This window comes from Streptomyces malachitofuscus (assembly GCF_055571035.1).
In genome coordinates this window covers 187,607-213,791 of the sequence record NZ_JBVIGA010000004.1, presented here as the reverse complement: position 1 = coordinate 213,791, position 26,185 = coordinate 187,607, and the positions used below count along the sequence as shown (strand labels likewise).

Genomic DNA, 26,185 nt, shown 5'->3' with positions numbered 1-26,185 from the left:
TTCACGCCGAAAGCGTCATCAGCAGACGCTGCAGCGAGCCGCCCAGCCCCCAGCGGGCGCCCAGGGCCTCGACCACCCCCGGGTCGCGCGGAGCCCGCGGCAGCGACGTGTCGACGTCCGGCAGCGGCACGTCGTCCGCGACCCGGACGACCTTGGGAGCGACCGCGAGGTACGGCCGCGCCAGATCCAGACGCTTGCGCTGCGTCGGCGTGAGCTTGGCCTGCCGGTCGTCCACGGCCGCCAGGATCCCGGCCAGGTCGCCGAACTCGGCCAGCAGCTTGGCCGCCGTCTTCTCCCCGACGCCGGGCACGCCCGGCAGACCGTCGCTCGGGTCGCCGCGCAGCAGCGCCAGGTCCGCGTACCCCTTGCCGTCCACGCCATACTTCTCGCGCAGGGCGGCCTCGTCGGTGACCTGGAGCGTGCCGACACCCTTGAGCGGATACAGCACGCGCACGCCGCGCGCGTCGTCCACCAGCTGGTACAGGTCGCGGTCACCGGTGACGATGTCCACCGGTCCGGTCGCCCGGGCGGTGAACGTGCCGATCACGTCGTCCGCCTCGTACCCGGCGACCCCCACGCGTGCGATGCCGACCGCGTCGAGCACCGTCTCGATGACCGGGACCTGCGGTGACAGCGTGTCGGGCACCTCCTCCTCGTCCGGTCCCTCGGTCCGCTCCTCGGCGACCCGGTGCGCCTTGTAGGAGGGGATCAGATCGACCCGCCACTGGGGGCGCCAGTCGGCGTCCATGCAGGCCACCAGGTGGTCCGGCCGGTGGTCCTTCACCAGGCGGTCGATGAAGTCGAGGAGTCCGCGCACGGCGTTCACCGGTGTGCCGTCCGGGGCCCGGACGGACTCGGGGACGCCGAAGTAGGCGCGGAAGTACAGGGAGGCGGTGTCGAGCAGCATCAGTCGTCCGGTCACGCCCCGCATCATGCCGCACGGCACCGACAGCACTCCGTAAGAAAGCACCCCCACCCCACCCACCGAGGCGTAGTACGCAACGGGTTGCGTACTACGCGCCTCCTGTGAGGCGGCGCACGAACACGTTTGCCCTGTGCAAAACCGGGGAGGCGCGGCCCCGGAGCGATGCCGGTTACAGATTCAACTGTTGTGGGCCGCGTGAGCCGCCCGCCGGGCGTCGCTCCTGTCATTTGCCGTCGAGACAAGAGGTACGCGTGTCATCCAGGCTTGAGGCCGAGCATCTGTTCAAGGTGTTCGGCAGACGACCGGACCAGGCGGTCGAACGACTGCGCCAGAAGAAAGCAGACCGGGAGGAATTGCGCGCCGACGGCGTCACCGCCGCCGTCATCGACGCGTCGTTCACCGTGGAGCCGGGCGAGATCTTCGTCGTCATGGGCCTGTCGGGCTCCGGCAAGTCGACCCTGCTGCGGATGCTGAACGGCCTGCTGGAGCCGACCGCCGGACACGTACGCTTCGACGGCCAGGACCTGACCGCGCTGTCCGACCGGGAACTGCGCCAGGTCCGCTCCAAGAAGATCAGCATGGTCTTCCAGCACTTCGCGCTCTTCCCGCACCGCAGCGTCCGTGACAACGCTGCCTACGGTCTTGAAGTGCAGGGCGTGCCCCGCGCCGAGCGCGAACGCCGCGCCGACGAGGCGCTCGCCCTGTGCGGCCTGGCCGGCTGGGAGAAGTCGTGGCCCGACGAGCTGTCCGGCGGTATGCAGCAGCGCGTCGGTCTGGCCCGCGCACTCGCCACCGACGCCGACCTGCTGCTGATGGACGAGTCCTTCAGCGCGCTCGACCCGCTGATCCGCCGCGACATGCAGGACCAGCTGATCGAACTGCAGAAGAAGCTGAAGAAGACGATCGTCTTCATCACGCACGACCTCAACGAGGCCATGCGCCTGGGCGACCGCATCGCGGTGATGCGCGACGGCCGCATCGTGCAGATCGGCACCGCGCAGGACATCCTGATCCGGCCCGCCAACGACTACGTCGCCTCCTTCACCCAGGACGTCGACCGCTCCCGTGTGCTGACCGCCGGCGCGGTGATGGACCGCGAGGTGCGCGGCGACGAGGCCGACTGCGGCTGTGAGACCGCGTCGCCCGACACACCGTTCACCGATCTGTGCGCGATCAGCGCCCGCGTACCGCACCCCGTCGCGGTGCTCGACACGGAGGACGCACTCGTCGGGGTCGTGCCCCGGCAGCGTCTCGTCGGCTTCCTCGGTGACGAGGAGTCCGACCCCGGGGTCTGCGACACCCCGCGCGACAAGGGCGGCGAGAAGGTGATGGCCCGTGCCTAGGATTCCGCTCGGCGACTGGGTCAACAACACCGTCGACTGGCTGCTCGACAACGTCAGCTGGCTGTTCGACTTCTTCAAGGCCGTCTTCACCGGTGCCTACGACGGAGTCAACGCCGTCCTCCAGGCCCCCGCACCGCTGATCCTCTGCGGCATCTTCGCGGTCATCGCCTTCTGGCTGCGCGGCACCTTCGCCGGTGTCCTCACCTTCTTGGGCTTCGCCTTCCTCGACTCCATGGAGTTGTGGGAGGACTCGATGGTGACGCTGGCGCTGGTCATCGTCGCCACCGTGATCGCGCTGGTCATATCGGTGCCGGTGGGCATCTGGGCGGCCCGCTCGGACCGGGTCAGTGCCGTGGTCCGGCCGGTCCTGGACTTCATGCAGACGCTGCCCGCGATGATCTACCTGATCCCGGCGATCCTGTTCTTCGGGACCGGCTCCGCCCCGGGCATCGTCGCCACCCTGATCTTCGCGCTCGCCCCGGGCGTGCGCATGACCGAGCTCGGCATCCGCCAGGTCGACAAGGAACTGGTGGAGGCCGCCGAGGCGTTCGGCACCACCCCGCGCAACACCCTGCTGCGCGTCCAGCTCCCGCTGGCGCTGCCCACGGTGATGGCGGGCGTCAACCAGGTCATCATGCTGGGCCTGTCCATGGCCGCGATCGCGGGCATGGTCGGCACCGGCGGCCTGGGCGGCGCGGTCATCGAGGCCATCGGCCAGCTGAACATCGGCCTCGGCGCCGAGTCCGGCATCGCCATCGTCATCCTGGCGATCTACCTGGACCGGATGACCAGTGCCCTGGGCACCCATGTCTCCCCGCTCGGCCGGCGCGCCGCCGCCAAGGCACGCGCCACCCAGGGCTTGAAGATCTGGTCCTACCGGCCGCGTCCGCAGGTCGCCGTGATCGGCGTCGTCGTCCTCGCGCTGGTCGCGGGCGGCATGGGCCTCTTCGGAGGCGGCAGCGACGGCCAGAGCACCGCAGCCGACGGCAAGAAGGTCGGCGACGGGAAGAAGATCAGCATCGGTTACATCCCGTGGGACGAAGGTGTCGCCTCCACCTTCCTGTGGAAGGAGATCCTGGAGCAGCGCGGCTTCGAGGTCGAGGCCAAGCAGTTCGAGGCCGGACCGCTCTACACCGCGCTCGCGCAGGGCACCGTCGACTTCCAGACCGACGCCTGGCTGCCCACCACCCACGAGGCGTACTGGAAGAAGTACGGCAAGCAGCTCGACGACCTCGGCACCTGGTACGAGGAGACGTCGCTGGAGCTGACCGTCCCGGCGTACATGGAGGACGTCGACTCCCTGGAGGACCTGAAGGGCAAGGCCGCCACGTTCGACGGGAAGATCACCGGCATCGAGTCCAGCGCCGGCATGATGGGCCTGCTCAAGGACAAGGTGCTCGGGGACTACGGCCTGGACAAGGAGTACGAGGTCGTCGACAGCTCCACGCCGGCGATGCTGGCCGAGCTCAAGCGCGCCTACAGCAAGAAGGAACCGGTCGTCGTCACGCTCTGGTCGCCGCACTGGGCGTACAGCGACTACGACCTGAAGAAGCTGAAGGACCCCAAGGGCTCCTGGGGCAAGGGCGACGGCGTGCACCTGGTGTCCCGCAAGGGCTTCGCCGGTGACAACCCGGTCGTCGGGAAGTGGCTGAAGGACTTCTCGATGACCGAGGAGCAGCTCACCGGCCTCGAGGCCGAGATCAACAAGGCCGGCAAGGGCAAGCAGCAGGACGCCGTCCGCACCTGGCTGAAGGCCAACCCGGGCGTCGTCGACGAGCTGGCCCCGGTCGGGTCCGGATCCGGTGACACCCCCGCCGAGGCGAAGCGGCCGCTGGACGTGGCCTGGTTCCCCTGGGACGAGGACATCGCCGTCACCTACCTGTGGAAGAACGTCCTGGAGCGGCGCGGCTACCGGCTGAACCTCAAGCAGATGGAGGTCGGCCCGGTCTACACCGGCCTGGCGTCCGGGGACCTCGACCTCAACTTCGACGCCTGGCTGCCGTACGCGCAGAAGAACTACTGGGACAAGAGCAAGGACAATCTCACCGACCTGGGCACCTGGTACGAGCCCACCTCGCTGGAGATCGCCGTCCCCAGTTACGTCAAGGACGTCAAGTCGCTCGAGGACCTCAAGGGCAAGGCCGACCTCTTCGACGGGCGGATCATCGGCATCGAGCCGGGCACCGGTGAGATGCAGCTGCTCAAGAACGAGGTCATGCCGGGCTACGGCCTGGAGGACGAGTACGAGGTCGTCGACGGCTCCACGCCGGCGATGCTGGCCGAGCTCAAGCGCGCCCTCGCCAAGAAGGAGCCGATCGCGGTCACCCTGTGGTCGCCGCACTGGGCCTACAGCGAGTACGAGCTGACCAAGCTGAAGGACCCCAAGAAGGCCTTCGGTGAGGGCAACACGATCCGCACCATCGCCAGCAAGAAGTTCCCCGAGCAGTACCCGCAGCTCACGGAGTGGATCAAGGGCTGGCACATGAGCGAGGAGGAGCTGGGCAGCCTGGAGGCGGAGATCAAGAACCGCGGCCAGGGCCACGAGGAGGAGGCCGTCGCCGCCTGGCTCGAGGAGCACCCGGACATGGTGGAGCGGATGACGCCGCAGTAACCGCCGTACCGGCCGCCGCGTGGGGCGGGCCCGGACCTGCCCTCGCGGGCGGCCGGGCCCGCCCCACGCGCATGTCGGGGCCGAACAGGAACACGAAAAGAATCCGGACAACCACAGAGCGCGAAGCCCTGCCCGGACCTCCCCGTGACCTTCCGCCGAGGAAGGGGAACAATGGCGGGAACACCCCTTTTCGCTTGCGTGGGGAACCGAGGGGCCCGCCGGGTGGCTGGCGCGAACTGTGAGGTCGGTACCGGCCTCGGATGAGGGCGACGTGACAGGCGCCTGAAACGGTTTGCCGAACATGCGTAGGGTGCAGACAACTCATCAGGTGCGCCGGCGACGCCGCGCACGGGGTGCGGGACGATCGGCGAGGAGGGAGCCGGAGCGATGGGCGACCACAAGGAACAGCCCCTGCGCGTGGGCGCGGCCGTGCGGCGGCGCCGCCGCGCGCTGGACCTCACCCTCGCCGTCGTGGCCGAGCGCAGCGGCCTGTCGGTCCCGTTCCTGAGCCAGATCGAGAACGAGCGTGCGCGTCCCAGCCAGGCCTCCCTGGAGAAGGTCGCCGACGCCCTGCGCACCACCGCCGTGGAACTCCTCGCCGCCGCCGACCCCGCGTGCAGCGTGGACGTCGTCCGCGCCGACGGCACCGAGCCGTGCGAGGGACCCCAGGTGCGCTCCCTGGTGCGCGGGCACCACCAGATGCACGCCTCCGAGTACACCGGCGACCATGATGCCGGGCGTGAACTGCAGTTCCGCAACGACCAGTTGATGTACGTGTCGGACGGCGCCGTGGAGATCGAGGCCGAGGGTCGCGCCTACCGCCTCGGCCGTGGCGACACCCTCTACCTGACCGGAGGCGTCCGGCACCGCTGGCGGGCCACGGTGCCCGAGACGCGCCTGCTGGTCGTCGCCGTCGCCGAGCACATCGAGGCGCTGCGGGACCAACCGCGCCGATGAGCCGTCCCGTCCGGGTGGTCTCCCTCGTCCCCTCGCTGACGGAGGCCGTGGCCCGCTCCGCGCCCGGCTCCCTCGTCGGTGCCACCGACTGGTGCACGCATCCCGCGGGGCTGGACGTCGTACGCGTCGGCGGTACGAAGAATCCGAAGGTGGACCGGATCACCGCTCTCGCCCCCGATCTGGTGATCGCCAACGAGGAGGAGAACCGCGAGCCCGATCTGACGGCCCTGCGCGCGGCGGGCCTCGACGTGCTGGTGACGGAGGTGCGGACGCTGCCGCAGGCCTTCGACGAGCTGTCCCGGGTGCTCACGGCCTGCGGGGTGGCGGCACGGCCCCGGTGGCTGGACGAGGCCGAAGCCGCCTGGGCGGACCTGCCACCGCCCCCGCACCGCCGGACCGCGGTCGTGCCCGTCTGGCGGCGCCCCTGGATGGTGCTGGGCCGGGACACCTTCGCCGGCGACCTGCTCTCCCGGCTCGGCGTCCGGCAGCTGTACGCGGGCCATCCGGAGCGCTATCCGCGTGTGCCGCTCGACGAACTGCGCGGGGCCGAACCGGACCTCGTCGTCCTCCCCGACGAGCCGTACCGGTTCACCGCCGACGACGGCCCGGAGGCGTTCCCCGGGCTGCCGTGCGCGCTGGTCAGCGGCCGGCACCTCACCTGGTACGGGCCCTCGCTGGCCGAGGCGCCGGCGGTGCTGGGCCGCGCCCTGCGCGCAGCACGTCCCACATAAGCTGGGCTTATGAGCAAGGCGGAAGACCATGCCGACGGCCGGCCGGCGAGTGCCGGGTCGCTGGCCCACAGAGTGCCGGACCTCGGGGCGCTGGAGCTGCTGCTGGCGGTGGCGCGGCTGGGGAGTCTGGGCGGGGCGGCACGCGAGCTGGGCATCACCCAGCCCGCGGCGAGCAGTCGCGTCCGCTCGATGGAACGGCAGCTGGGCGTGGCCCTGGTCGACCGCTCACCGCGGGGTTCGCGGCTGACCGACGCGGGGGCGCTGGTCACGGACTGGGCGCGGCGGATCGTGGAGGCGGCCGAGGCCTTCGACGCGGGTGCGCAGGCGCTGCGGGACCGCAGGGACTCGCGGCTGCGGGTGGCGGCGAGCATGACGATCGCCGAGTACCTGCTCCCCGGCTGGCTGCTCGCGCTGCGCGCACAGCGGCCGGACACGGCGGTGTCGCTGCTCGCGGGGAACTCCGCAGCGGTGGCGGAGCGGCTGCTGTCGGGAGAGGCGGACGTCGGCTTCGTGGAAGGGCTGACGGTGCCGACGGGGCTGGATTCCGCGGTGATCGCCCACGACCGGCTGATCGTCGTGGCGGCACCGTCGCACGCGTGGGCGCGGCGGCGACGGCCGCTGGCCGCGGAGGAGCTGGCGGCCACCGAGCTGATCCTGCGGGAGGAGGGGTCGGGGACGCGGCAGGTGCTGGATGCCGCGCTGGGCGGGCTGGCGCGGCCGCTGATCGAGCTGTCCTCGACCACTGCGGTGAAGGCGGCGGCGGTGGGGGGTGCGGGGCCGGCGGTGCTGAGTGAACTCGCGGTGGGGGAGGAGTTGGCCACGCGGCGGCTGGTGCGGATTCCTGTGCAGGGGGTTGCGCTGGCGCGGGATCTGCGGGCGGTGTGGACGGCGGGGCACCGCCCTGCCGGGCCGGCGCGGGATTTGTTGTCGTTGACGCGGGGGTGAGCGGAGTTCGCCGGTGCCCGGCGCTGGTGCCGGCCGGGGGGTGTCGCGCCGCCCGGCGCCTACGGGGTGCCGTCGCGCCCACCCGTGCCGCCCCAGCGGCACGACTGCCCGCGGAGGCGGTGCTTGCGGGGTGCCTCTGCGCCGGACCGTGCCGTCTCAGCGGCAGGACTGCCCGCGGAGGCGGTGCTTGCGGGGTGCCTCTGCGCCGGACCGTGCCGTCTCAGCGGCAGGACTGCCCGCGGAGGCGGCCAGCGGTCAGCGGTCAGCTGCCAGGCCGGCGGCCACCAAGGCCTGCATGACGCGGAGATCCTCTGCCATTTCCGGGTGCCATTGGACTCCCAGGGCCCAGTGGCGGCTGGGGAGTTCGATGGCTTCCACCGTGCCGTCCTCCGCGTGGGCGGACGGGATCAGGCCGGTGCCCAGGCGGTCGACCGACTGGTGGTGGTAGGTCGGCACGGAGGTCTCCTCGGGGACGGCGGCCGCGTAGCGCGTTCCCGGGACCGGCTTGACCGGGTGGCGGCCGAAGACGCCCGGCACCTCCGCGTGCCCGTCGAGGTGCTGGACGAGCGTGCCGCCCAGGGCGACGTTCAGCAGCTGCATGCCCCGGCAGATGCCGAGCAGCGGGACCCCGCGGTCCAGGGCCGCCTCGATCAGCGCCAGCTCCCAGGCGTCCCGTGCCCGGGCGGGCGGCCCGGTGCGCGGGTCGGGCTCGGCGCCGTAGCGGACGGGCTCCACGTCCGGACCGCCCGCGACGACCAGGCCGTCGAGGCGGGCCACGGTGGCCGCCGCCCGCTCCGGCGCGTCCGGCGGGAGCATCGCGGCCAGTCCGCCCGCCCGCTGCACCAGCCGGGGATAGCCGGCCGGCAGCAGCGCGGCGTCCAGTTGCCACACACCCCAGCGCACACCGGACTCCGCGTACGTGCTGATGCCGATCAGTGGCCTGGCCGTCACTCCGGGCACCTCCCTCTGCCGTCAGTCCCGAGCCAACTCTGCCTCGGCCGCCGCCAGTGCCGCGAATTCCTCCTCCGGCGCCTTGGCCACCAGATGCTTGCGGCTGTACAGGCCGAAGTAGGCAACGGCCACGATGTACACGGCCAGCGCGATGAACGCCGCCGTCACATCGACCAGGAACGTCGCCACCAGCGCCGCGCACGCCAGGACCAGGGCGACCGACGAGGTCAGCACGCCGCCGGGCGTCCGGTAGGGGCGCGGCAGCTCCGGCTCCCGGCGGCGCAGCACGATGTGGGAGAGGGACATCAGCGCGTACGAGATCGTCGCGCCGAAGACGGCGATGTTCAGCATGCGCGCGCCGTTGCCGGTCCCGGCGGCCAGCGCGAAACCGATCGCACCGGGCACCAGCAGACCGAGGTACGGCGCCCTGCGGCTGCTGGTGAGGGACAGGAACTTCGGCAGATAGCCCGCGCGGGACAGTGCGAAGAGCTGGCGCGAACCGGCGTAGATCAGCGAGAAGAACGACGCCACCAGCCCGGCCAGGCCCGCGTAGTTCACGATCCGGCTGAGCGTCGTCGCCTCTCCGCCCGGCTGGAGCGCCTCCACCAGCGGGTTGCCCGCGTCCTGGACCGCGGAGGAGCCCCGCGCCCCGGCGGCCGCGAAGAAGGTCATGACCGCCAGCACCACCAGGATGCCCATGGACCAGCGGATCGCCCTGGGCAGCGTACGGGCCGGTTCCCTGGTCTCCTCGGCGGCCAGCGGTACGCCCTCCACGCCCAGGAAGAACCACATGCCGAACGGGAACGCCGCCCAGATGCCCAGCAGCCCCATCGGCAGCCAGGAGTTCGCGCCGAAGGCGGAGGCGTCCACCGGGATGTCGTCCAGCGAGGACGCGTCGAACTCGGGCAGGGCGCCCAGCGCGAAGACCACCAGCGCCGCCACCGCGATGCCCGTGACGACGAAGCTGAACCGCAGTGCCTCACCCACGCCCCACAGGTGGATGCCGATGAAGATGACGAAGCAGGCCAGATACACCGGCCAGCCCGACTCCAGGCCGAACAGACCCAGCGACTCGACGTAGTCGCCGATGAAGATGGAGATGGCGGCCGGGGCCAGGACGTACTCGATCAGGATCGCGGTGCCGGTGAGGAAGCCGCCCCACGGGCCGAGGGCACGGCGGGCGAAGCCGTAGCCGCCGCCGGCGGTGGGCAGGATCGAGGACAGCTCGGCCAGGGCGAAGACCATGCAGGTGTACATGGCGCCCATCAGCACCATGGCGATCGCCAGGCCGCCGAAGCCGCCCTCGGCCAGGCCGAAGTTCCAGCCCGAGTAGTCGCCGGACACGACGTAGGCGACACCGAGGCCGGTCAGCAGCAGCCAGCCGGCGCTGCCGCGGCGCAGCTTTCTGCGCTCCAGGTAGTCGTCCGGCTCACCGGCGGGTTCTTGGGATGCGGATGGAAGGCTCACGGGGCGACTCCCCAGGGGGCGGTGGCAAGAAGGGGGGCAATGGAACGGATCCAGACCTTTGTGGGCCCATACCTTCGTGGGGTGAACGGCGTGAGCGCAAGACCCGTGCGTTAAACCGCGGTAAAGCCTCTCCCCGGTGCCGCGCCCTCAACCTCGCCCGTTCGGGTCACGCTCCCCGCGCTCACGCCAGGAAGCCCCGCAGCAGCGCCGCCGTTCCCGCACAGTGCTCGCGCATCATCTCCCGCGCCCCGTCCGCGTCCCCCTCGAGCACCGCCTCGACCAGCGCCGCGTGCTGCTGCTGGGAATGCTCAAGGTTGCGCACCAGCAGCGGAATGCAGTCCAGCAGGTCGTTCACCGCCGCCCGCACCGCCGCGTACTGCGCGGTCAGGGTCGGCGAGCCGCACAGCTCCGCCAGCGTCAGATGGAACAGCGTGTCCAGCCTCCGGTAGTCGCCCAGCGGGGCGTCCTGCGTGCCGGACAGCGCCTCGCGCAGCCGCGCCGCCTGCTCGTCCGTCAGCCCGTGCGCCGCGCACAGCCCCGCCGCGCCCACCTCCAGCACCTCCCGGAAGCGCAGCACGTCCTCGATGTCCACCTCGGCGATCCGCCGCCGCAGCTCCTCCTCGCCCGTGTCCGTCGGGCGCGGCAGCACGAACGTGCCGCCGTACCGGCCGCGCCGCGACTCCACCAGACCCTGGTCCTGGAGCACCTTCAGCACCTCGCGCAGCGTCACCCGGCTGATCCCCAGCCGCTCCGCCAGCTCCCGCTCGGCCGGCAGCCGCTCCCCACCCGCCACCAGCCCCAGCCGCACGACCTGCAAAATCTGCTCCAGCGCCTCCTCGAAGCCGTTGCCCGCGCGGACCTGCCGCAGCACCGGCGCCAGGCGGTCACCCACCGCGCCGACCGCATCTTCCGGCATATCGCCGTGCCCCCTTCCCAAGCAAAGGTTCTCCGCAATACCTTATGGCTCCCGGCTGACCGAAGAAGCCCGAGGAGGCCCTCCCGTGGCAGACCGCACACCCCCGCTGACCGTCGAGGAGCTGCACGCCCTCGTCGCCGGCGGTGAGATCGACACTGTCGTCCTGGCCTTTCCCGACATGCAAGGGCGACTCCAGGGCAAGCGGTTCGCCGCGCGCTTCTTCCTCGACGAGGTGCTCCACCACGGCACCGAGGGCTGCAACTACCTGCTCGCCGTCGACGCCGACATGAACACCGTCGACGGCTACGAGATGTCCTCCTGGGACACCGGCTACGGCGACTTCGCCATGTACCCCGACCTCGACACCCTGCGCCGCGTCCCCTGGAACGAGGGCACCGCCCTGGTCGTCGCCGACCTCGCCTGGGCCGACGGCACCCCGGTCGTCGCCGCCCCGCGGCAGATACTGCGCCGCCAGCTGGACCGGCTCGCCGCGCTCGGCCACACCGCCCAGGCCGGCACCGAGCTGGAGTTCATCGTCTTCCGCGACACCTACGAACAGGCCTGGGACGCCGGCTACCGGAACCTGACCCCGGCCAACCAGTACAACGTCGACTACTCCGTGCTCGGCACCGGACGCATCGAGCCCCTGCTGCGCCGCATCCGCAACGAGATGGCCGCGGCCGGACTCACCGTCGAGTCCGCCAAGGGCGAGTGCAACCCCGGCCAGCACGAGATCGCCTTCCGTTACGACGAGGCCCTGGTCACCTGCGACCAGCACGCCGTCTACAAGACCGGCGCCAAGGAGATCGCCGCCCAGGAGGGCGTCTCGATCACCTTCATGGCCAAGTACAACGAGCGCGAGGGCAACTCCTGCCACATCCACCTCTCCCTGACGGACGCGGCCGGCGACACCGTCATGCCGGACTCCGCCGACGAGCCGGACGCCATGTCGGAGGTCATGCGCCACTTCCTCGCCGGGCAGCTCGCCGCGCTCCGTGAGTTCTCCCTGCTCTACGCCCCGCACATCAACTCCTACAAGCGGTTCCAGCCGGGCTCCTTCGCCCCGACCGCCGTCGCCTGGGGACGCGACAACCGCACCTGCGCCCTGCGCGTGGTCGGCCACGGCCGCTCCCTGCGCTTCGAGAACCGGCTGCCCGGCGGCGACGTCAACCCCCACCTCGCCGTGGCCGGCATGGTCGCCGCCGGGCTGTACGGCGTCGAGCAGAAGCTGGAACTGCCCGAGCCCTGCCCCGGCAACGCCTACACCGGCGACTACGAGCACGTCCCCACCACCCTGCGCGAGGCGGCCGAGCTGTGGGAGAACAGCGCGATCGCCAAGGCGGCCTTCGGCGACGACGTCGTCGCGCACTACCGCAACATGGCGCGCGTCGAGATCGACGCCTTCGACGCCGCGGTCACCGACTGGGAGCTGCGCCGCTCCTTCGAACGCATGTGAGGCCCTCCTTGCCCGACCAGCCCCCTGAGCTCCAGGTACACAACCCCGCGACCGAGGAGGTCATCGCCACCGTCCCCGCCGCGACCCCGGCGGACGTCGACGCCGCCGTCGTGCGCGCCGCACGCGCGCAGACCGCCTGGGCCGCCCTCGCGCCCGGCGACCGGGCCCGGCTGCTGCGCCGGTTCGCCGTCACCGTCGACGAGCACCTCGAGGAACTGGCCCGGCTGGAGGTCCGCGAGGCCGGCCACACCCTCGGCAACGCCCGCTGGGAGGCGGGCAACGTCCGCGACCTGCTCGACTACGCGGCCGGGGGAGTGGAGCGCCTCACCGGCCGCCAGATCCCCGTCGCCGGCGGCGTGAACGTCACCTTCCCCGAACCGCTCGGCGTGGTCGGCGTCATCGCCCCCTGGAACTTCCCGATGCCCATCGCGGCCTGGGGCACCGCACCCGCCCTCGCCGCAGGCAACGCGGTGCTCCTCAAACCCGCCGAGACCACCCCCCTCACCGCCCTGCGCCTGGCCGAGCTCGCCCTCACCGCCGGACTGCCCGAGGGCCTGTTCCAGGTCCTCCCCGGACACGGCCCGGTCGCCGGCAACGCCCTCGTCGAACACCCCGGCGTCGCCAAGATCGTGTTCACCGGGTCGACCGCCGTCGGCAAACAGGTGTGGGCCAGGGGCGCGGACCGCCTCAAGCGCGTCACCCTCGAACTCGGCGGCAAGAGCCCCAACATCGTCTTCGCCGACGCCGACCTGGAGGCCGCCGCGGCCGCCGCCCCCATGTCCTTCCTCGACAACGCGGGACAGGACTGCTGCGCCCGCACCCGCATCCTCGTCGAGCGCTCCGTGCACGACCGGTTCCTGGAACTGCTCGCCCCCGCGATCGAGGCGGTCCGGGTGGGCGACCCGGCCGACGAGACCGTGGACATGGGCCCGCTGATCTCCGCCGCCCAGCTCGCCCGCGTCCGCTCCTACGTCACCGACGGCCTCGACGGCATCCGCGGCAAGGCCCCCGAGGGCCCCGGCCACTGGTTCCCGCCCACCGTCCTCACCGGCGTCGACCCACAGGCACCCGTCGCCGTCGAGGAGGTCTTCGGCCCCGTCGCCGTCGTCCTCCCCTTCGACGACGAGGCCGACGCCGTACGCCTGGCCAACGCCACCGACTACGGGCTCTCGGGGTCGATCTGGACCCGGGACGTCGGCCGCGCCCTGCGCGTCTCGCAGGCGGTGCGCGCGGGCAACCTGTCCGTCAACTCCCACTCCAGCGTCCGCTACTGGACCCCCTTCGGCGGGTTCAAGCAGTCCGGCGTCGGCCGCGAGCTCGGCCCCGACGCGCTCGCCGCCTTCACCGAAACCAAGAACGTCTTCATCAGCACGGAGGCCTGAGAGCACATGAGTGAAGAGACCATCTGCCGCCGCCTGGTCGGCCGCACCGCCGTCGTCACCGGAGCGGGCAGCGGCATCGGGCTCGCCACCGCCCGCCGGCTCGCCTCCGAGGGCGCCCACGTCGTCTGCGGGGACGTGGACGAGGCCCGCGGCAAGGCGGCCGCCGAGGAGACCGGCGGCACCTTCGTGAACGTCGACGTCACCGACCCCGAACGGGTCGAAGCGCTGTTCAAGGCCGCGGACGACACCTACGGCAGCGTCGACATCGCCTTCAACAACGCCGGGATCTCCCCGCCCGACGACGACTCAATCCTGGAGACGGGGCTGGAGGCCTGGAAGCGGGTCCAGGAGGTCAACCTCACCTCCGTCTACCTGTGCTGCAAGGCCGCCATCCCCTACATGCGGCGCCAGGGCAGGGGCTCCATCATCAACACCGCCTCCTTCGTCGCCCGGATGGGGGCGGCCACCAGCCAGATCTCCTACACCGCCTCCAAGGGCGGCGTCCTCGCCATGTCCCGCGAACTCGGCGTCCAGTTCGCCCGCGACGGCATCCGCGTCAACGCCCTCTGCCCCGGACCGGTCAACACCCCGCTGCTCCAGGAACTGTTCGCCAAGGACCCCGAGCGCGCGGCCCGCCGGCTGGTGCACATCCCGGTCGGCCGGTTCGCCGAGGCCGAGGAGATCGCCGCCGCCGTCGCGTTCCTGGCCAGCGACGACTCCTCCTTCGTCAACGCCACCGACTTCCTCGTGGACGGCGGGATCTCGGGGGCGTACGTCACGCCCCTGTAGGGCGCGTCGTTACAGTGCCCGGATGAGCATGACGCCCCCGCCCGGCTGGTACCGCGACCCGCACGCCCCGCACCTGGAACGCTGGTGGGACGGCACGGCCTGGACCGAGCACCGGCGCCCGCCGGAGACGCCCACCGTGCCGCCGGCCCCGTCCACGGGCGCAACCGGCGGCACGGCGGGCACCGGCCGCGCGAGGACGGTCGCCCTGACCACCGCCGCCGCCGTGCTCGTCGGGGCGATCGTCACCGGCGCGGTGTTCCTCCGCGGGGACGACGGCGAACCGCGGCCGCGGACCGGCCCGACGGCCACCGCCTCCACGACCGAACCGCCGCCCCCGTCACCCCCCACGTCGGAGCCCGCAACCGCCGACCCGGACGTCGTCGAGGACCAGCTCAACGGCATCACCTTCCCGCTCCTCGACGGCTGGGTCCGGCCGAAGCACGTCTCCCAGGACGACGTCGTCATGACCACCGACGGCACCTACGACTGCCCCGGCGAGGGCTCCGTCTGCCGCCACGGCCTCGTCATCTCCCGCACCGTGACCGAGACCGACGAGACCTCCCCCGAGGCGCTCGCCAAGAAGGACATCTCCGACGCGGCCGAGGAGGGCTTCGGCGAGGACGCCCTCGGCCAGCAGCCGTACGGCGGCGTGAAGTCCCACGACGTCGTGAAGTCCGGCCCGGTCGCCGTGGCGGGCCGCGCCGGGTACTTCGTGCGCTGGCGCGTCACCACCGGCGAGGGCCCCGGCGGGCATGTGCAGTCGATGGTGTTCCCGTCCAGCGTGGGCACCGAGTCACCGGTCGTCGTGCGCTACGTCATCGACGCCGGCCAGGACGCCCCGCCCCTGACCGACATGGACCGCATCACCGAGGGCATCCGGTCGGTCACCGACGCGGACTCCGGCGGCGGCGTCGGCAGCAGCATCGGCCCCACGCCCTGAGCCGCTACAGGAAGGTGCGACCCTCGCCGCGGTACGTCGGCACCGTCGCCTTCACCACGTCGCCCTCCACCAGACGCAGCGCGTCGAACCGCTCGCACAGCTCGCCCGCCTTGGCGTGCCGGAACCACACCTTGTCGCCGATCAGCAGATCGTCGGCGGGCGGGCCCAGCAGCGGGGTCTGCACCTCGCCGGCCGCCTCCTGGGGGTCGTACCGCAGCCCCTCGGGCAGATACGGCACCGGCAGCCGGTCCGCGCCGGGCGCCCCCGAGGCCGGATAGCCCCCGCCGAGCACCGTCACCGCGCCGACCCCCGGCCGCCGCACGACGGGCAGGGCGAACAGGGCCGCCGGACGCCCCCGGAACGACGTGTAGTTGTCGAACAGCCGCGGCACGTACAGCCCCGAACCGGCCGCGATCTCGGTCACCGCGTCCTCCGCGGCGGTGTGCTGCACACTGCCCGTTCCCCCGCCGTTGACGAACTCCAGATCCGGCACGATCTCCCGCACCGCCCGCACCACCGCCGCCCGCCGCTCGGCCAGTTCACGGCGCGCGGCGGCCTGCATCAGACGGACCGCACGGGACCGCAGCGGATGCCCGGCCACCGCGTCGCCGACACCGGCCACATGACCCTCGTACGCCATGATCCCGACGACCCTGAAACCGGGCCGCCGGGCCACCGCGCGCGCGACCTCCGCGACCTGGGCGGCGGAGTGCAGCGGAGAACGGCGCGCACCGACCCGCACCCGCCCGCCGAACAGCTTCAGCGAGGTGTCCAACTCCAGGCACACCCGCACCACTTCGTCGCCGCCCCCGCGGGACGCGTCGATCAGGTCCAGCTGCGCCGGATCGTCGACCATGACCGTGACGGCGGCGGCGAGCTTGGGATCGGCGGCGAGTTCGGCGTACCCCGCGCGGTCCGCGGACGGATAGGCCAGCAGGACGTCGTCGAAACCGGAGCGGGCCAGCCACAGGGACTCGGCGAGCGTGAACGACATGATGCCCGCGAAACCGTCCCGCGCCAGGACCCGTTCGAGCAGCGCACGGCAGCGCACGGACTTGCTGGCCACCCGGACCGGCTTGCCCCCGGCCCTGCGGACCAGGTCGTCGGCATTGGCGTCGAAGGCTTCCAGATCCACGATCGCGAGAGGGGCGTCGAGCTGGGCGGTGGCCCGGTCGTAACGGGCCCGGTCGGCGGCGCGCGCAGTCATGACCGCAGCCTGCCAGACAGGATTACCGCAGGGTAGGGGGACGTTCCGGGCAGATGCCGCGGGCCTGCGGACTGGTTCCCGTTCGAGGCGGACCACGCCGTAGAGTGACGCGCACGCACGGCGGAACGGGGCCGGCCCGGACGCCCGGGCGGGATGACGCGCCGTCCGTGCGGGTATCTGTGCCCGGGACGAGTCCGTGCCGGGCCCTTGGCGGCAGCACACCGGCCCGCGCACGAGCAACGGGCCCGGGCACGAGGAAACGGGGGGTGCATGAGCACGGAAGCGCGTCGCGCCTCCCTCCCCCCGCGCCCCACCGTCCCTCCGCGCCCCGCCCACCCGCCGGCCCCGTCCGGCCCCGCCCCCGCGGACCCCGCCCCCCAGGGCCGGACCTCGGGCGGCCCGGGCGCCTTCGACACCCGCGCACCTCACGGCGCACCCGGCGTTCCCCACGACCGGAGACCGGACACGCCCGAGAACCGCGAGCCCGCGCCCTCACCCGCCGGGACCACGGACGGCCGCCACGGCACGACCGGCTCCCACGGCCTGCGCTCTCCCGAGTCCGGCTTCAACGCCTTCGAACCCGGTGAGCCCGCGAACGGCCGGCCCGTGGGCACGGACGGTCGAGACGGACTCCACGGCACGTCCGCGCCGCGCCGGCCCGCCGACCGGTCCGGCGCCCGACCGGCCGGTGCCGACAACCGTGCCGACGGCGGGCGGGCCGCCCGGGGCGAGGCCGGCCGAGGCTCTCCGGGTGGCTCCTTCGACGTTCGTGAGTCCGTGCGTGGCCGGACCGTGGAGGCGGACGGCCCTGACGCACCTTCGGGTCCGGCCCGTGCCGGCGGCCGCGCCGACGGCGGGTCGGCCGTCCGGGGCGACGCCACGAACGGGACCGGCAGGCGGGGTCCGACGGCGGGCGGGCCCCGGTCCGCGAGCCCTTCCGGTGAGGGGGGAGAGCGGCGCGCCGGAGCGACTGCCGTGTCGGCGGGACAGGAGGACGCGGCCCCGCCGCGACCGCGTGCCTCGACGCCCGGGAGCCGTGCACAGGGCGGGACGGCCCCCGTGGCGCCCCCGCCGCCGCGAGCCTCCGCCCGCTTCCCCGACGCACCGCCGACCGTCGGCCGGGGCCTGCACACCCCGGACGCCCCGCCCTCCGTACCGCCGCAGCCCGCCCACCGGCCCGCCGCGGCCCCTCCGGGCGCCCCTTCCGAAACCGCGTCCGAGACCACCACCCGGCTGCGCCCCGTCCCCGCCGACCCCGCGGGCCCGCCCCGGCCGGCACCCGGCGGGCGCCCGGGCGGCACCCCGGGAGGCTCGGCCGACCCCGCCCGGCGGCCCGCGCCCGGTGACACCTCGGCGGGCCGGGGCGGCGCTCCCGACCCCTCGCTGTCCTGGAGCGCCCCCATGTCACCGGGCGGCGCCCCCGGCGGCGGGCAGCCGGCCTTCGTGTCGTTCGGGGAGCCGGAGCGGTTCGACGAGGACGCTCGACGGCGGCCCTTCGGACGGCGGAGCCGCTCGCAGATCATGGCCGCCGCGGCCTGTCTCGTCCTCGGGACGGGGCTCATCAGCGGTGCCGTCACGGGTGCCTGGGTCGCCGGCGACTCCGAAGGGGCCGGCGCCCGGCAGGGGTTCGCCGCCGCAGGGGACCTGTGGCACAACGTCCCCGTCGACCAGCTGTTCCCGCCCACCGTGCAGGGCAAGGGCGCCGGACCCGGCGACGCCGACCGGTCGTGGACCCGTATCGCCGTCGCCCCCGACAGCGGCTGCCGGGGCGCCTTCGACCCCCTGCTGCGCAAGGTCCTCGACCCCGTCGGCTGCGAACGCCTGCTGCGCGCCACCTACACCGACGCCACCCAGAGCCATGTCACCACCGTCGGCCTGCTGTTCACCGAGGCCGACGCCGCCGGCATGACCTCCCTCGCCCGCCGCTTCGAGAAGGAACGGCTGGACCGCCGTACCGACCTGCTGCCCCTGCCGTACGCGGCGAAGGGCACCGCAGCCGCCGGCTTCGGCGCCGGACAGCGTGCCTCCTGGACGATCTCCGTCCTCACGGACGCCCCCGTCGTCGTCTACGCCGTCTCCGGCTGGGCCGACGGACGCACCGTCGACACCCCGCAACCCGCCGAGGACGCCATGGAGTCCGGAGCCACCGGCGCACCCGCCCAGGCGGGCCTCGGCCACGAGGCACAGGGCCTCGCCGACCGCGTCGAACGCGGCCTGCGCAAGCGGGCCGGCACCGCCACGGAGCAGCCGTCATGAGGCCCGTCACCGGCCGGCGTCCCGCCGCGGCCCTCGGCACCCTCCTCGCCGCCGCACTCGTGGTCCTGCCCGCCGCCCCCGCGCACGCCGACGGCATCCGCGTGCGGCAGTGGTCGCTGGAGGCCATGCACACCGAGCAGGCCTGGCAGACGACGAAGGGCGAGGGCGTCACCGTCGCCGTCCTCGACACCGGCGTCGAGGCCGACCACCCCGACCTCGACGGCAACGTCCTCGAGGGCAAGGACCTGGTCGGCTTCGGGGCGAAGGAGGGCGACCGCGCCTGGGCCCGCCACGGCACCGCCATGGCCGGCATCATCGCCGGTCACGGACACGGCCCCGGCAACGCCGACGGTGTCATGGGCATCGCGCCCGAGGCGAAGATCCTGCCCGTGCGCGTGATCCTGGAGGACGGCGACTCCTCCCGCGCCAAGGCCCGCAGCACCCGCGGCAACGCCCTCGCCGAGGGCATCCGCTGGGCCGCCGACAACGGCGCCGACGTCATCAACCTCTCCCTCGGCGACGACTCCGCCTCCGCGCACCCCGAACCCGGCGAGGACGAGGCCATCCAGTACGCCCTGCGCAAGGGCGTGGCCGTCGTCGCCTCCGCCGGGAACGGCGGCGAGAAGGGCGACCGGATCTCCTACCCGGCCGCCTACCCCGGCGTCATCACCGCCACCGCCGTGGACCGCTACGGCACCCGCGCCCCGTTCTCCACCCGCCGCTGGTACGCCACGGTGAGCGCACCCGGGGTCGACGTGATCATCGCCGACCCCGACCACAAGTACTACGAGGGCTGGGGCACCAGCGCCGCCGCCGCGTTCGTCTCCGGCGCCGTCGCCCTGGTCAAGTCGGCCCACCCCGGCCTGACCCCCGCCCAGATCAAGCGACTCCTCGAGGACACCGCCCGCAACGCCCCCGCCGACGGCCGCGACGACTCGCGCGGCTTCGGGTTCGTCGACCCGGCCGCCGCGATCAAGGAGGCGGCCCGGCTGAAGCCGGACGGCCTGAAGTCCGCGGCCTACGGGGAGAAGTACTTCGGTCCCGGCCCGGACACCGACGGCTCCGACGACGGCACCGCCGATTGGGCGGCCCCGCTCGCGGGCAGCGTCGGCGGCGTCCTGCTCGTCGCCACGGTGGTTCTTTGGCGCACCCGCCGCCCGGACCGCGAGGGCTTCTAGCCCTGTGCGTGCGGGCGGGCCGGGGGTGGGGTGCGCAGCCCGGTGCTTGCGGGTGCCGTCGCGCCCACCCGTGCCGCCCTGCGGCACGACTGCCCGCGGCCTCGGGGGTCGCGTGCGCTCATGAGAGCGCCGCGGTCACCGCGGCCTCCACCAGGGCCACGCCACGCTCCCTCGACGCGTTGCCGTCGGACAGCGCCGAGACCAGGTACGCGCGCCCGCCGACCGTGACGCACCCCATGCTGTTCACGACCCACAGCCCCGTCGCGTCGCGCGGCAGCCAGCCGTTCTTGACCGCCCGCGCCGTGCCCGCGTCCGCGACGGCGGGCACACCCCACGCCTGCTCCGGGACGACCTGCTCCATCAGCCCCCGTGCGCAAGCGCGCGCGTCCCCGCCCAGCTCGGACTCCTCGCCGAAGAGCTGCCGCAGCAGCACCAGCCGGTCCTCGGCCGTGGTGCGGGTCAGCCCCCACAGCGTGCCGTCGCCGCCCACGGTCCGCGTCAGGCCGAAGCGGGCGTTCGCGGCGTCGAGCCCGGCCGCCCGTCCGATGCCGTCCCACAGGGCCGACGCGGCTGCGTTGTCGCTGCGTACGATCATCGCCCGCGCGTACGCCCGCTCCACCCCGGTGAGCTCCCGCCCCGAGTCCTGCGCGCCGAGCAACACGGCCGCCAGGATGTCGACCTTGACGACGCTCGCCGTGACGAACACCCCGCCCCCGCGGGAGACCGTCTCCCCGGAACCGAGGTCCACCGCCGCCACGGACACCCTCGCCCCGCACCCCACCGGTGTCTCCTTCCGTCCCGTCGAAGAACCCGAAGCCGAAGCCGAGCCTGTCACGGACGACGGATAGGGTCGGTGACCGTGGCGAACAAGAACATCCCCGACTCCCCGTTCCGCGACGACGACGGCACCGCCGATCCCCGGCTGAGCGCCGCGCTCGCCGCCTGGGCGGAGGACGGCAACGCCGTCCGTCCCGTCCTGGAGGCCCTGAAGGACGCCCGCCTGCTCGTCCCCGTCGTGGCCCTGCTCGGCGAGGTCGAGGAGGACGAGAACGGGCTGCGCCGCGAGAAGACCAGCGACATGGCCGTACCGACCCTGAAGGCCGGTGGCCGCACCGCTCTGCCCGCCTTCACGTCCGTCGAGTCGCTCGCCCGCTGGGATCCGTCCGCCCGCCCCGTCGCCGTACCGCTGCACCAGGCGCTGCAGGCCGCCGCGCACGAGAAGGCGGACACGGTGGTCCTGGACATGTCCGGCCCCGTGCCGTTCGAACTGACCGGGCCCACGCTTCTCGCCCTCGCCGAGGGCCGTACCAGCACCGACCCGCTCGCCGACCCGGCCGTCGTCGAGGCCGTACGGGCCGCCGTGGCCGCCGAGCCCGCCGTGCTGCGCGCCCACCTCGGGCCCGGACAGGCCGACGGCACCCTCGCCCTCGTGCTCGACCCCGCCGCACCCGTCGGCGAGGCCGCCGGGGCCGTGGCCCGCCGGCTCGCCGCCGACGAAACACTGAGGGCCCGCCTGGTGCGCGGCCTCGACCTGGCAGTCCTGCCGGCCGAGGCAACGCCACCCGGCGAGCCCCTGTACGTACGTCCCTGAAATCCTGGGTGCGCGTCCTAGCCGTAGATCGCGCCCGTGTACTTCTCGCCCGGTCCCTTGCCCGGCTCGTCCGGGACGAGGGACGCCTCGCGGAAGGCCAGCTGGAGCGACTTCAGGCCGTCGCGCAGCGGCGCCGCGTGGAAGGAACTGATCTCGGTCGCCGAGGCGTCCAGCAGACCGGCCAGCGCGTGCACCAGCTTGCGTGCCTCGTCCAGGTCCTTGAACGTGTCGCCCTCCTCGGTCAGACCGAGCTTCACGGCGGCGGCGCTCATCAGATTGACGGCGACCGTCACGATCACCTCGACCGCCGGGACCTCGGCGATGTCGCGGGCCATGGCGTCGAAGTCGGGGTTGCCGGGGGTCTCGGGGGTCTCCGAGGGGGAGGTGTCACTCATGCCCCACACGATAGGCGCAGCCGGGCCGCCCCCCGACGCCAGGAGTCGGGAGACGGCCGGTTGGTGCACCTCACCGGGAGCTGCTAACCTTGTGTAACGACCGGTCGGACCCGTATGCCTCTTGGCTCGCGAGCCCGGCCCACAAGTGGAGGCTTCGAACTCCCACCTGGCCGCCCTCAGGGCGGCGGGTCACCGGTCAGGCGGTGTCGTCCCCGAGGCGGCGTCCGCCCGAAATCGCGCCCCGCGGCCGTCGCGGCGGTGCTCCGGTAGTTCGAGGAGCCCCGCCTGTGATCGTCCGGGGCATTTTCTTTGCCTCGGCGCGGTTAGGTCTAACGAACACAGACGTTACGCGGCTGTCCGCCAGACCGTCGCGTGGTGCTACCGAGGAGGATCCATCAGCGCCGAGCCCCGCATCAACGACCGGATTCGCGTTCCCGAGGTGCGACTTGTCGGTCCCAGCGGCGAGCAGGTCGGGATTGTTCCGCTTGCCAAGGCCCTGGAGCTTGCGCAGGAGTACGACCTCGACCTCGTCGAGGTCGCGGCGAACGCCCGTCCGCCCGTGTGCAAGCTCATGGACTACGGGAAGTTCAAGTACGAGTCGGCCATGAAGGCCCGTGAGGCGCGCAAGAACCAGGCGCACACGGTCATCAAGGAGATGAAGCTCCGGCCGAAGATCGACCCGCACGACTACGACACCAAGAAGGGTCACGTCGTCCGGTTCCTCAAGCAGGGCGACAAGGTCAAGATCACGATCATGTTCCGTGGTCGCGAGCAGTCCCGGCCGGAGCTCGGCTACCGGCTGCTGCAGCGTCTCGCGGAGGATGTCCAGGACCTCGGGTTCGTCGAGTCGAACCCGAAGCAGGACGGCCGCAACATGATCATGGTTCTCGGTCCGCACAAGAAGAAGACCGAGGCGATGGCCGAGGCCCGTCAGGCGCAGGAAGCCCGCAAGGCGGAGGCGAAGGCCAACCCCGGCAAGTCGCAGAACGCCGCGGACGCCGGCGCCGCGGACGCCGAGGCTCCGGCCGAGGCTCCCGCCGAGGCGTGACCCCCGGGGCGACAGCCCCAGGAGTATCCGAAACAAGTACGACGCTCCACCGTGCCCGGTTTTCGTGACCGGGCACCGGAGCGCCACCGACGAGGAGAGAACGGCGCTATGCCGAAGAACAAGTCGCACAGCGGTGCCAGCAAGCGCTTCAAGATCACCGGCTCCGGCAAGGTGCTCCGCGAGCGCGCCGGCAAGCGCCACCTGCTCGAGCACAAGTCGTCCCGCGTGACGCGTCGCCTCACGGGCAACGCCGAGATGGCCCCGGGCGACGCCGCGAAGATCAAGAAGCTTCTCGGCAAGTGAGGTCGGGCGCCCAGCGCCTGATCCACCGACACCGGGACCCAATCGTTTCCGGGCCGTGTGAGGACAACCACGGCCCCGCTACAAGGAGTTAACAAGTGGCACGCGTCAAGCGGGCAGTCAACGCCCACAAGAAGCGCCGGGCGATCCTCGAGCAGGCCTCCGGCTACCGCGGTCAGCGTTCGCGCCTGTACCGCAAGGCCAAGGAGCAGGTCACCCACTCGCTGGTCTACAACTACAACGACCGCAAGAAGCGCAAGGGTGACTTCCGCCAGCTGTGGATCCAGCGCATCAACGCCGCTGCCCGCGCCAACGGCATCACGTACAACCGCTTCATCCAGGGTCTGAAGGCCGCGAACGTCGAGGTCGACCGCAAGATCCTGGCGGAGCTGGCCGTCAACGACGCGACGGCGTTCGCCGCGCTCGTCGAGGTGGCGCAGAAGGCGCTGCCGGCGGACGTCAACGCGCCGAAGGCCGCGTGACGCTGCGCTCGCTCTGAGCCGGACGTGAGTGTAGGACCCGCAGGCTTCCATGCTTGCGGGTCCTGTCGTTGTGGTCGTCGGCCGCGGCTGTTCGGCTGCGGGCCCGTGGTGGCCGATCGCGCAGTTCCCCACGCCCCCGGGGAGTTGCACCGCCGTGTGTCGAGTACTCCCGAAGGTGACGAAGAAGATGCCCTCCGTCAGCCCCGAGCTGATCTCCCCCCGTTCCTCCCGTGTCGCTGCCGCCCGGCGGCTCGGCAAGCGGAACTTCCGGGGGAAGGAGCGGCTGTTCCTCGCCGAGGGGCCGCAGGCCGTGCGGGAGGCCGCCGGGCATCGGAGCGGGGACACCGCGACGCTCGTCGAACTGTTCACCACGCCCGAGGCCGCCGAGCGGTACGCCGACATCATCGGGGCCGCACGGGCCGCCGGCGCCCGGATCCACCTCGCCTCCGAGCAGGTCGTCGCCGACATCTCCACCACCGTCACGCCCCAGGGCCTCGTTGGGGTCTGCCGGTTCCTGGACACGCCCTTCGGAGAGATCCTCGCCGCCCGGCCCCGGCTGGTCGCCGTCCTCGCACACGTACGCGACCCGGGGAACGCCGGCACCGTGCTGCGGTGCGCCGATGCCGCCGGAGCCGAGGCCGTCGTCCTCACCGACGCCTCCGTCGACCTGTACAACCCCAAGGCCGTACGCGCCTCCGTCGGCTCCCTGTTCCATCTGCCCGTGGCCGTCGGCGTCCCCGTCGAGCAGGCCGTCACGGGACTGCGGGACGTGGGCGTGCGGCTGCTCGCCGCGGACGGCGCCGGTGACCGGGACCTCGACGACGAGCTCGACAAGGGCACCATGGGCGGCCCCACCGCCTGGGTGTTCGGGAACGAGGCCTGGGGACTTCCCGAGGAGACCCGGGCCCTCACCGACGCCGTCGTCCGCGTTCCCCTCCACGGAAAAGCGGAGAGTCTGAACCTGGCCACCGCCGCCGCCGTATGTCTCTACGCGTCGGCACGTGCACAGCGCGCCGCCGGAGGGTGCCGCTCCGTCACCATGAACTAGTAGGCTGACCAGCCCGGGGACCCTCCCCAAGCTCTCGGCCGGTCCCGAGCACGGGGCGCCCCGAGGAAGTTCGGAGAGGTGGGGTACGGGGATGAGCGTCGGCACGAGCAGCGCACCGGGAGCACAGCGGGCCGCGCGCCCGCCCGCGCCCCGGCCCGGTGATCTCGCCGAACTCGGCATCGACCCCGACCAACTGCCCGACGGGCTCGTCGTCGCCGACGAGAACGGACGTGTCGTCTGCTTCAACGCGGCTGCCGTGCGCATCACGGCCGTACCCGCCGAACAGGCCCTCGGACGCAGTCTGGAGACCGCCCTGCCGTTAGAGGACCTGGAGGGCCGCCGCTGGTGGCAGCTCACCGACCCCTACGGCGGTCTCGCCATCCGCGTGCGCCAGCCCGAACGCAATCTGCTGCTCCCCGGCGGCCGCGAGGTCCTCGTCTCCGCACGCTACGTCCGCACCCGGCCCACCGGACCCGTCCGCCGGGTCGTCGTCACCCTGCGTGACACCGAGGCCCGGCGCCGCACCGAGCGCAGCCACGCCGAGCTGATCGCCACCGTCGCCCACGAACTGCGTTCGCCGCTCACCTCCGTCAAGGGCTTCACCGCCACCCTGCTCGCCAAGTGGGAACGGTTCACCGACGACCAGAAGCGGCTGATGCTGGAGACCGTCGACGCCGACGCCGACCGCGTCACCCGGCTCATCGCCGAGCTGCTCGACATATCGCGCATCGACTCCGGACGCCTGGAGGTGCGCCGCCAGCCCGTCGACATCGGGGCCGCCGTCGGACGCCACATCCAGGCCTACGTCGCCGCGGGACAGCCGGCCGACCGCTTCCTGCTGCGCGTGGAGCACCCGCTGCCCGATTTGTGGGCCGACCCCGACAAGGTCGACCAGGTGCTGAGCAACCTGCTGGAAAATGCGGTGCGCCACGGCGAGGGAACCGTCACGATTGACATCACGCCCTCGGCGTCCCCGCGCGAACGGGAGGACGCCGGCACGTCGGTCACGGTGAGCGACGAGGGGCCCGGCATTCCGGAGGAGTCCATGAACCGCGTCTTCACCCGCTTCTGGCGGGGCAGCAAGCGCGGTGGGACGGGCCTCGGGCTGTACATCGTCAAGGGCATCGTCGAAGCCCACGGCGGCGCCATCACGGTCGGACGCGCCTCCGGCGGCGGCGCCCAGTTCCGATTTACGTTGCCCGTGGCGGCACCGGCGTATCTCACCTGAGACGCCGACGGCCCCCACGGGCGCCTTCGCGTTCCCTCA

General features: G+C 72.6%; 24 protein-coding genes. 17 read left to right on the top strand and 7 right to left on the bottom strand.

The window, feature by feature from the left end; translation table 11 throughout:
- Window position 1: 1 nt before the first annotated feature.
- Window positions 2-931: a 5'-3' exonuclease gene (locus ACZ44S_RS07675; protein ID WP_466925969.1), complete on the bottom strand. Its 930-nt coding sequence runs from the start codon at window positions 929-931 to the stop codon at window positions 2-4.
- Between the two features lie 245 nt (window positions 932-1,176).
- Here ACZ44S_RS07675 and ACZ44S_RS07670 point away from each other — a divergent pair, with 245 nt between their 5' ends.
- The 5 genes from ACZ44S_RS07670 (at window position 1,177) to ACZ44S_RS07650 (ending at window position 7,512) form a co-directional block, all read left to right on the top strand.
- Window positions 1,177-2,268: a quaternary amine ABC transporter ATP-binding protein gene (locus ACZ44S_RS07670; RefSeq protein WP_466925590.1), complete on the top strand. Its 1,092-nt coding sequence runs from the start codon at window positions 1,177-1,179 to the stop codon at window positions 2,266-2,268.
- Window positions 2,261-4,879 (top strand): ABC transporter permease/substrate binding protein, encoded by a 2,619-nt coding sequence (locus tag ACZ44S_RS07665; protein WP_466925588.1) that lies wholly within the window; start codon window positions 2,261-2,263, stop codon window positions 4,877-4,879. The genes ACZ44S_RS07670 and ACZ44S_RS07665 overlap by 8 nt, the downstream gene beginning before the upstream one ends.
- A gap of 387 nt (window positions 4,880-5,266) precedes the next feature.
- Window positions 5,267-5,836, top strand: coding sequence for a helix-turn-helix domain-containing protein (locus ACZ44S_RS07660; protein WP_466925585.1), 570 nt, complete (start codon window positions 5,267-5,269; stop codon window positions 5,834-5,836).
- The gene (locus ACZ44S_RS07655) at window positions 5,833-6,567 is read left to right on the top strand and encodes a helical backbone metal receptor (RefSeq protein ID WP_466925583.1); all 735 of its coding nucleotides are present in this window, start codon (window positions 5,833-5,835) and stop codon (window positions 6,565-6,567) included. Before ACZ44S_RS07660 ends, ACZ44S_RS07655 begins: the two co-directional genes overlap by 4 nt.
- A 9-nt stretch (window positions 6,568-6,576) precedes the next feature.
- Window positions 6,577-7,512: a LysR family transcriptional regulator gene (locus tag ACZ44S_RS07650; protein ID WP_466925580.1), complete on the top strand. Its 936-nt coding sequence runs from the start codon at window positions 6,577-6,579 to the stop codon at window positions 7,510-7,512.
- 255 nt (window positions 7,513-7,767) lie between these two features.
- On the opposite strand, the gene ACZ44S_RS07645 is transcribed toward ACZ44S_RS07650, so the two are convergent.
- The 3 genes from ACZ44S_RS07645 to ACZ44S_RS07635 form a co-directional block, all read right to left on the bottom strand.
- The gene (locus ACZ44S_RS07645) at window positions 7,768-8,463 is read right to left on the bottom strand and encodes a gamma-glutamyl-gamma-aminobutyrate hydrolase family protein (RefSeq protein WP_466925577.1); all 696 of its coding nucleotides are present in this window, start codon (window positions 8,461-8,463) and stop codon (window positions 7,768-7,770) included.
- Window positions 8,464-8,484: 21 nt separating this feature from the next.
- Window positions 8,485-9,930 (bottom strand): ethanolamine permease, encoded by a 1,446-nt coding sequence (gene eat, locus ACZ44S_RS07640; RefSeq protein WP_466925575.1) that lies wholly within the window; start codon window positions 9,928-9,930, stop codon window positions 8,485-8,487.
- Between the two features lie 181 nt (window positions 9,931-10,111).
- Complete coding sequence (locus ACZ44S_RS07635) at window positions 10,112-10,846, bottom strand: FadR/GntR family transcriptional regulator (RefSeq protein WP_466925572.1); 735 nt, start codon at window positions 10,844-10,846, stop codon at window positions 10,112-10,114.
- An 85-nt stretch (window positions 10,847-10,931) separates the two neighbouring features.
- Here ACZ44S_RS07635 and ACZ44S_RS07630 point away from each other — a divergent pair, with 85 nt between their 5' ends.
- Genes ACZ44S_RS07630 through ACZ44S_RS07615 form a run of 4 tightly spaced genes read left to right on the top strand, consistent with a single transcriptional unit; the run spans window position 10,932 to window position 15,413 of the window.
- Entirely contained in the window at window positions 10,932-12,302 is a 1,371-nt protein-coding gene (locus ACZ44S_RS07630; RefSeq protein ID WP_466925570.1) for a glutamine synthetase family protein, read from the top strand.
- A gap of 8 nt (window positions 12,303-12,310) precedes the next feature.
- Window positions 12,311-13,684 carry an aldehyde dehydrogenase family protein gene (locus tag ACZ44S_RS07625; RefSeq protein WP_466925568.1) on the top strand — a complete coding sequence of 458 codons (1,374 nt, stop codon included), beginning with the start codon at window positions 12,311-12,313 and terminating at the stop codon, window positions 13,682-13,684.
- A gap of 6 nt (window positions 13,685-13,690) precedes the next feature.
- The gene (locus tag ACZ44S_RS07620) at window positions 13,691-14,473 is read left to right on the top strand and encodes a 3-oxoacyl-ACP reductase (RefSeq protein ID WP_466925565.1); all 783 of its coding nucleotides are present in this window, start codon (window positions 13,691-13,693) and stop codon (window positions 14,471-14,473) included.
- Between the two features lie 28 nt (window positions 14,474-14,501).
- Window positions 14,502-15,413: a DUF2510 domain-containing protein gene (locus ACZ44S_RS07615; RefSeq protein ID WP_466925968.1), complete on the top strand. Its 912-nt coding sequence runs from the start codon at window positions 14,502-14,504 to the stop codon at window positions 15,411-15,413.
- Window positions 15,414-15,417: 4 nt separating this feature from the next.
- On the opposite strand, the gene ACZ44S_RS07610 is transcribed toward ACZ44S_RS07615, so the two are convergent.
- The gene (locus ACZ44S_RS07610; protein WP_466925562.1) at window positions 15,418-16,620 is read right to left on the bottom strand and encodes an amino acid deaminase/aldolase; all 1,203 of its coding nucleotides are present in this window, start codon (window positions 16,618-16,620) and stop codon (window positions 15,418-15,420) included.
- A gap of 1,059 nt (window positions 16,621-17,679) precedes the next feature.
- Here ACZ44S_RS07610 and ACZ44S_RS07605 point away from each other — a divergent pair.
- On the top strand, window positions 17,680-18,876 hold the full coding sequence (locus ACZ44S_RS07605) for a hypothetical protein (protein WP_466925559.1): 1,197 nt from the start codon (window positions 17,680-17,682) through the stop codon (window positions 18,874-18,876).
- A complete protein-coding gene (mycP, locus tag ACZ44S_RS07600; RefSeq protein ID WP_466925557.1) occupies window positions 18,873-20,054 on the top strand; it encodes a type VII secretion-associated serine protease mycosin in 1,182 nt (393 codons plus the stop codon). Before ACZ44S_RS07605 ends, mycP begins: the two co-directional genes overlap by 4 nt.
- 118 nt (window positions 20,055-20,172) lie before the next feature.
- Here mycP and ACZ44S_RS07595 read toward each other — a convergent pair whose 3' ends face one another.
- Window positions 20,173-20,811: a serine hydrolase gene (locus tag ACZ44S_RS07595; RefSeq protein WP_466925554.1), complete on the bottom strand. Its 639-nt coding sequence runs from the start codon at window positions 20,809-20,811 to the stop codon at window positions 20,173-20,175.
- Between the two features lie 102 nt (window positions 20,812-20,913).
- Between ACZ44S_RS07595 and ACZ44S_RS07590 the strand changes: the two genes are divergently transcribed.
- Window positions 20,914-21,645 (top strand): SseB family protein, encoded by a 732-nt coding sequence (locus ACZ44S_RS07590; RefSeq protein WP_466925551.1) that lies wholly within the window; start codon window positions 20,914-20,916, stop codon window positions 21,643-21,645.
- A gap of 17 nt (window positions 21,646-21,662) precedes the next feature.
- Here the strand turns inward: ACZ44S_RS07590 and ACZ44S_RS07585 are convergent, their stop codons facing one another.
- Complete coding sequence (locus ACZ44S_RS07585; RefSeq protein WP_037932414.1) at window positions 21,663-22,040, bottom strand: DUF1844 domain-containing protein; 378 nt, start codon at window positions 22,038-22,040, stop codon at window positions 21,663-21,665.
- Between the two features lie 394 nt (window positions 22,041-22,434).
- On the opposite strand from ACZ44S_RS07585, the gene infC reads away from it, so the two are divergent.
- The 5 genes from infC (at window position 22,435) to ACZ44S_RS07560 (ending at window position 26,146) form a co-directional block, all read left to right on the top strand.
- The gene (gene infC, locus ACZ44S_RS07580) at window positions 22,435-23,088 is read left to right on the top strand and encodes a translation initiation factor IF-3 (protein ID WP_190166399.1); all 654 of its coding nucleotides are present in this window, start codon (window positions 22,435-22,437) and stop codon (window positions 23,086-23,088) included.
- Window positions 23,089-23,196: 108 nt separating this feature from the next.
- Window positions 23,197-23,391, top strand: a complete 195-nt coding sequence (rpmI, locus tag ACZ44S_RS07575) for a 50S ribosomal protein L35 (protein ID WP_003977225.1) — start codon at window positions 23,197-23,199, stop codon at window positions 23,389-23,391.
- Window positions 23,392-23,486: 95 nt separating this feature from the next.
- Entirely contained in the window at window positions 23,487-23,870 is a 384-nt protein-coding gene (gene rplT / locus ACZ44S_RS07570) for a 50S ribosomal protein L20 (protein ID WP_004933571.1), read from the top strand.
- A gap of 187 nt (window positions 23,871-24,057) precedes the next feature.
- Complete coding sequence (locus ACZ44S_RS07565) at window positions 24,058-24,918, top strand: TrmH family RNA methyltransferase (protein WP_466925548.1); 861 nt, start codon at window positions 24,058-24,060, stop codon at window positions 24,916-24,918.
- A 91-nt stretch (window positions 24,919-25,009) separates the two neighbouring features.
- Window positions 25,010-26,146 carry a sensor histidine kinase gene (locus ACZ44S_RS07560; RefSeq protein WP_466925546.1) on the top strand — a complete coding sequence of 379 codons (1,137 nt, stop codon included), beginning with the start codon at window positions 25,010-25,012 and terminating at the stop codon, window positions 26,144-26,146.
- Window positions 26,147-26,185: the final 39 nt, after the last annotated feature.

Bases quoted from the DNA above. Each gene is read 5' to 3' on its own strand.
- ACZ44S_RS07675 (WP_466925969.1), bottom strand. From the start codon at position 931: ATGCGGGGCGTGACCGGACGACTGATGCTGCTCGACACCGCCTCCCTG.
- ACZ44S_RS07660 (WP_466925585.1), top strand. From the start codon at position 5,267: ATGGGCGACCACAAGGAACAGCCCCTGCGCGTGGGCGCGGCCGTGCGG.
- ACZ44S_RS07655 (WP_466925583.1), top strand. From the start codon at position 5,833: ATGAGCCGTCCCGTCCGGGTGGTCTCCCTCGTCCCCTCGCTGACGGAG.
- ACZ44S_RS07650 (WP_466925580.1), top strand. From the start codon at position 6,577: ATGAGCAAGGCGGAAGACCATGCCGACGGCCGGCCGGCGAGTGCCGGG.
- ACZ44S_RS07635 (WP_466925572.1), bottom strand. From the start codon at position 10,846: ATGCCGGAAGATGCGGTCGGCGCGGTGGGTGACCGCCTGGCGCCGGTG.
- ACZ44S_RS07620 (WP_466925565.1), top strand. From the start codon at position 13,691: ATGAGTGAAGAGACCATCTGCCGCCGCCTGGTCGGCCGCACCGCCGTC.
- ACZ44S_RS07615 (WP_466925968.1), top strand. From the start codon at position 14,502: ATGACGCCCCCGCCCGGCTGGTACCGCGACCCGCACGCCCCGCACCTG.
- ACZ44S_RS07610 (WP_466925562.1), bottom strand. From the start codon at position 16,620: ATGACTGCGCGCGCCGCCGACCGGGCCCGTTACGACCGGGCCACCGCC.
- mycP (WP_466925557.1), top strand. From the start codon at position 18,873: ATGAGGCCCGTCACCGGCCGGCGTCCCGCCGCGGCCCTCGGCACCCTC.
- ACZ44S_RS07585 (WP_037932414.1), bottom strand. From the start codon at position 22,040: ATGAGTGACACCTCCCCCTCGGAGACCCCCGAGACCCCCGGCAACCCC.
- rpmI (WP_003977225.1), top strand. From the start codon at position 23,197: ATGCCGAAGAACAAGTCGCACAGCGGTGCCAGCAAGCGCTTCAAGATC.
- ACZ44S_RS07565 (WP_466925548.1), top strand. From the start codon at position 24,058: ATGCCCTCCGTCAGCCCCGAGCTGATCTCCCCCCGTTCCTCCCGTGTC.
- ACZ44S_RS07560 (WP_466925546.1), top strand. From the start codon at position 25,010: ATGAGCGTCGGCACGAGCAGCGCACCGGGAGCACAGCGGGCCGCGCGC.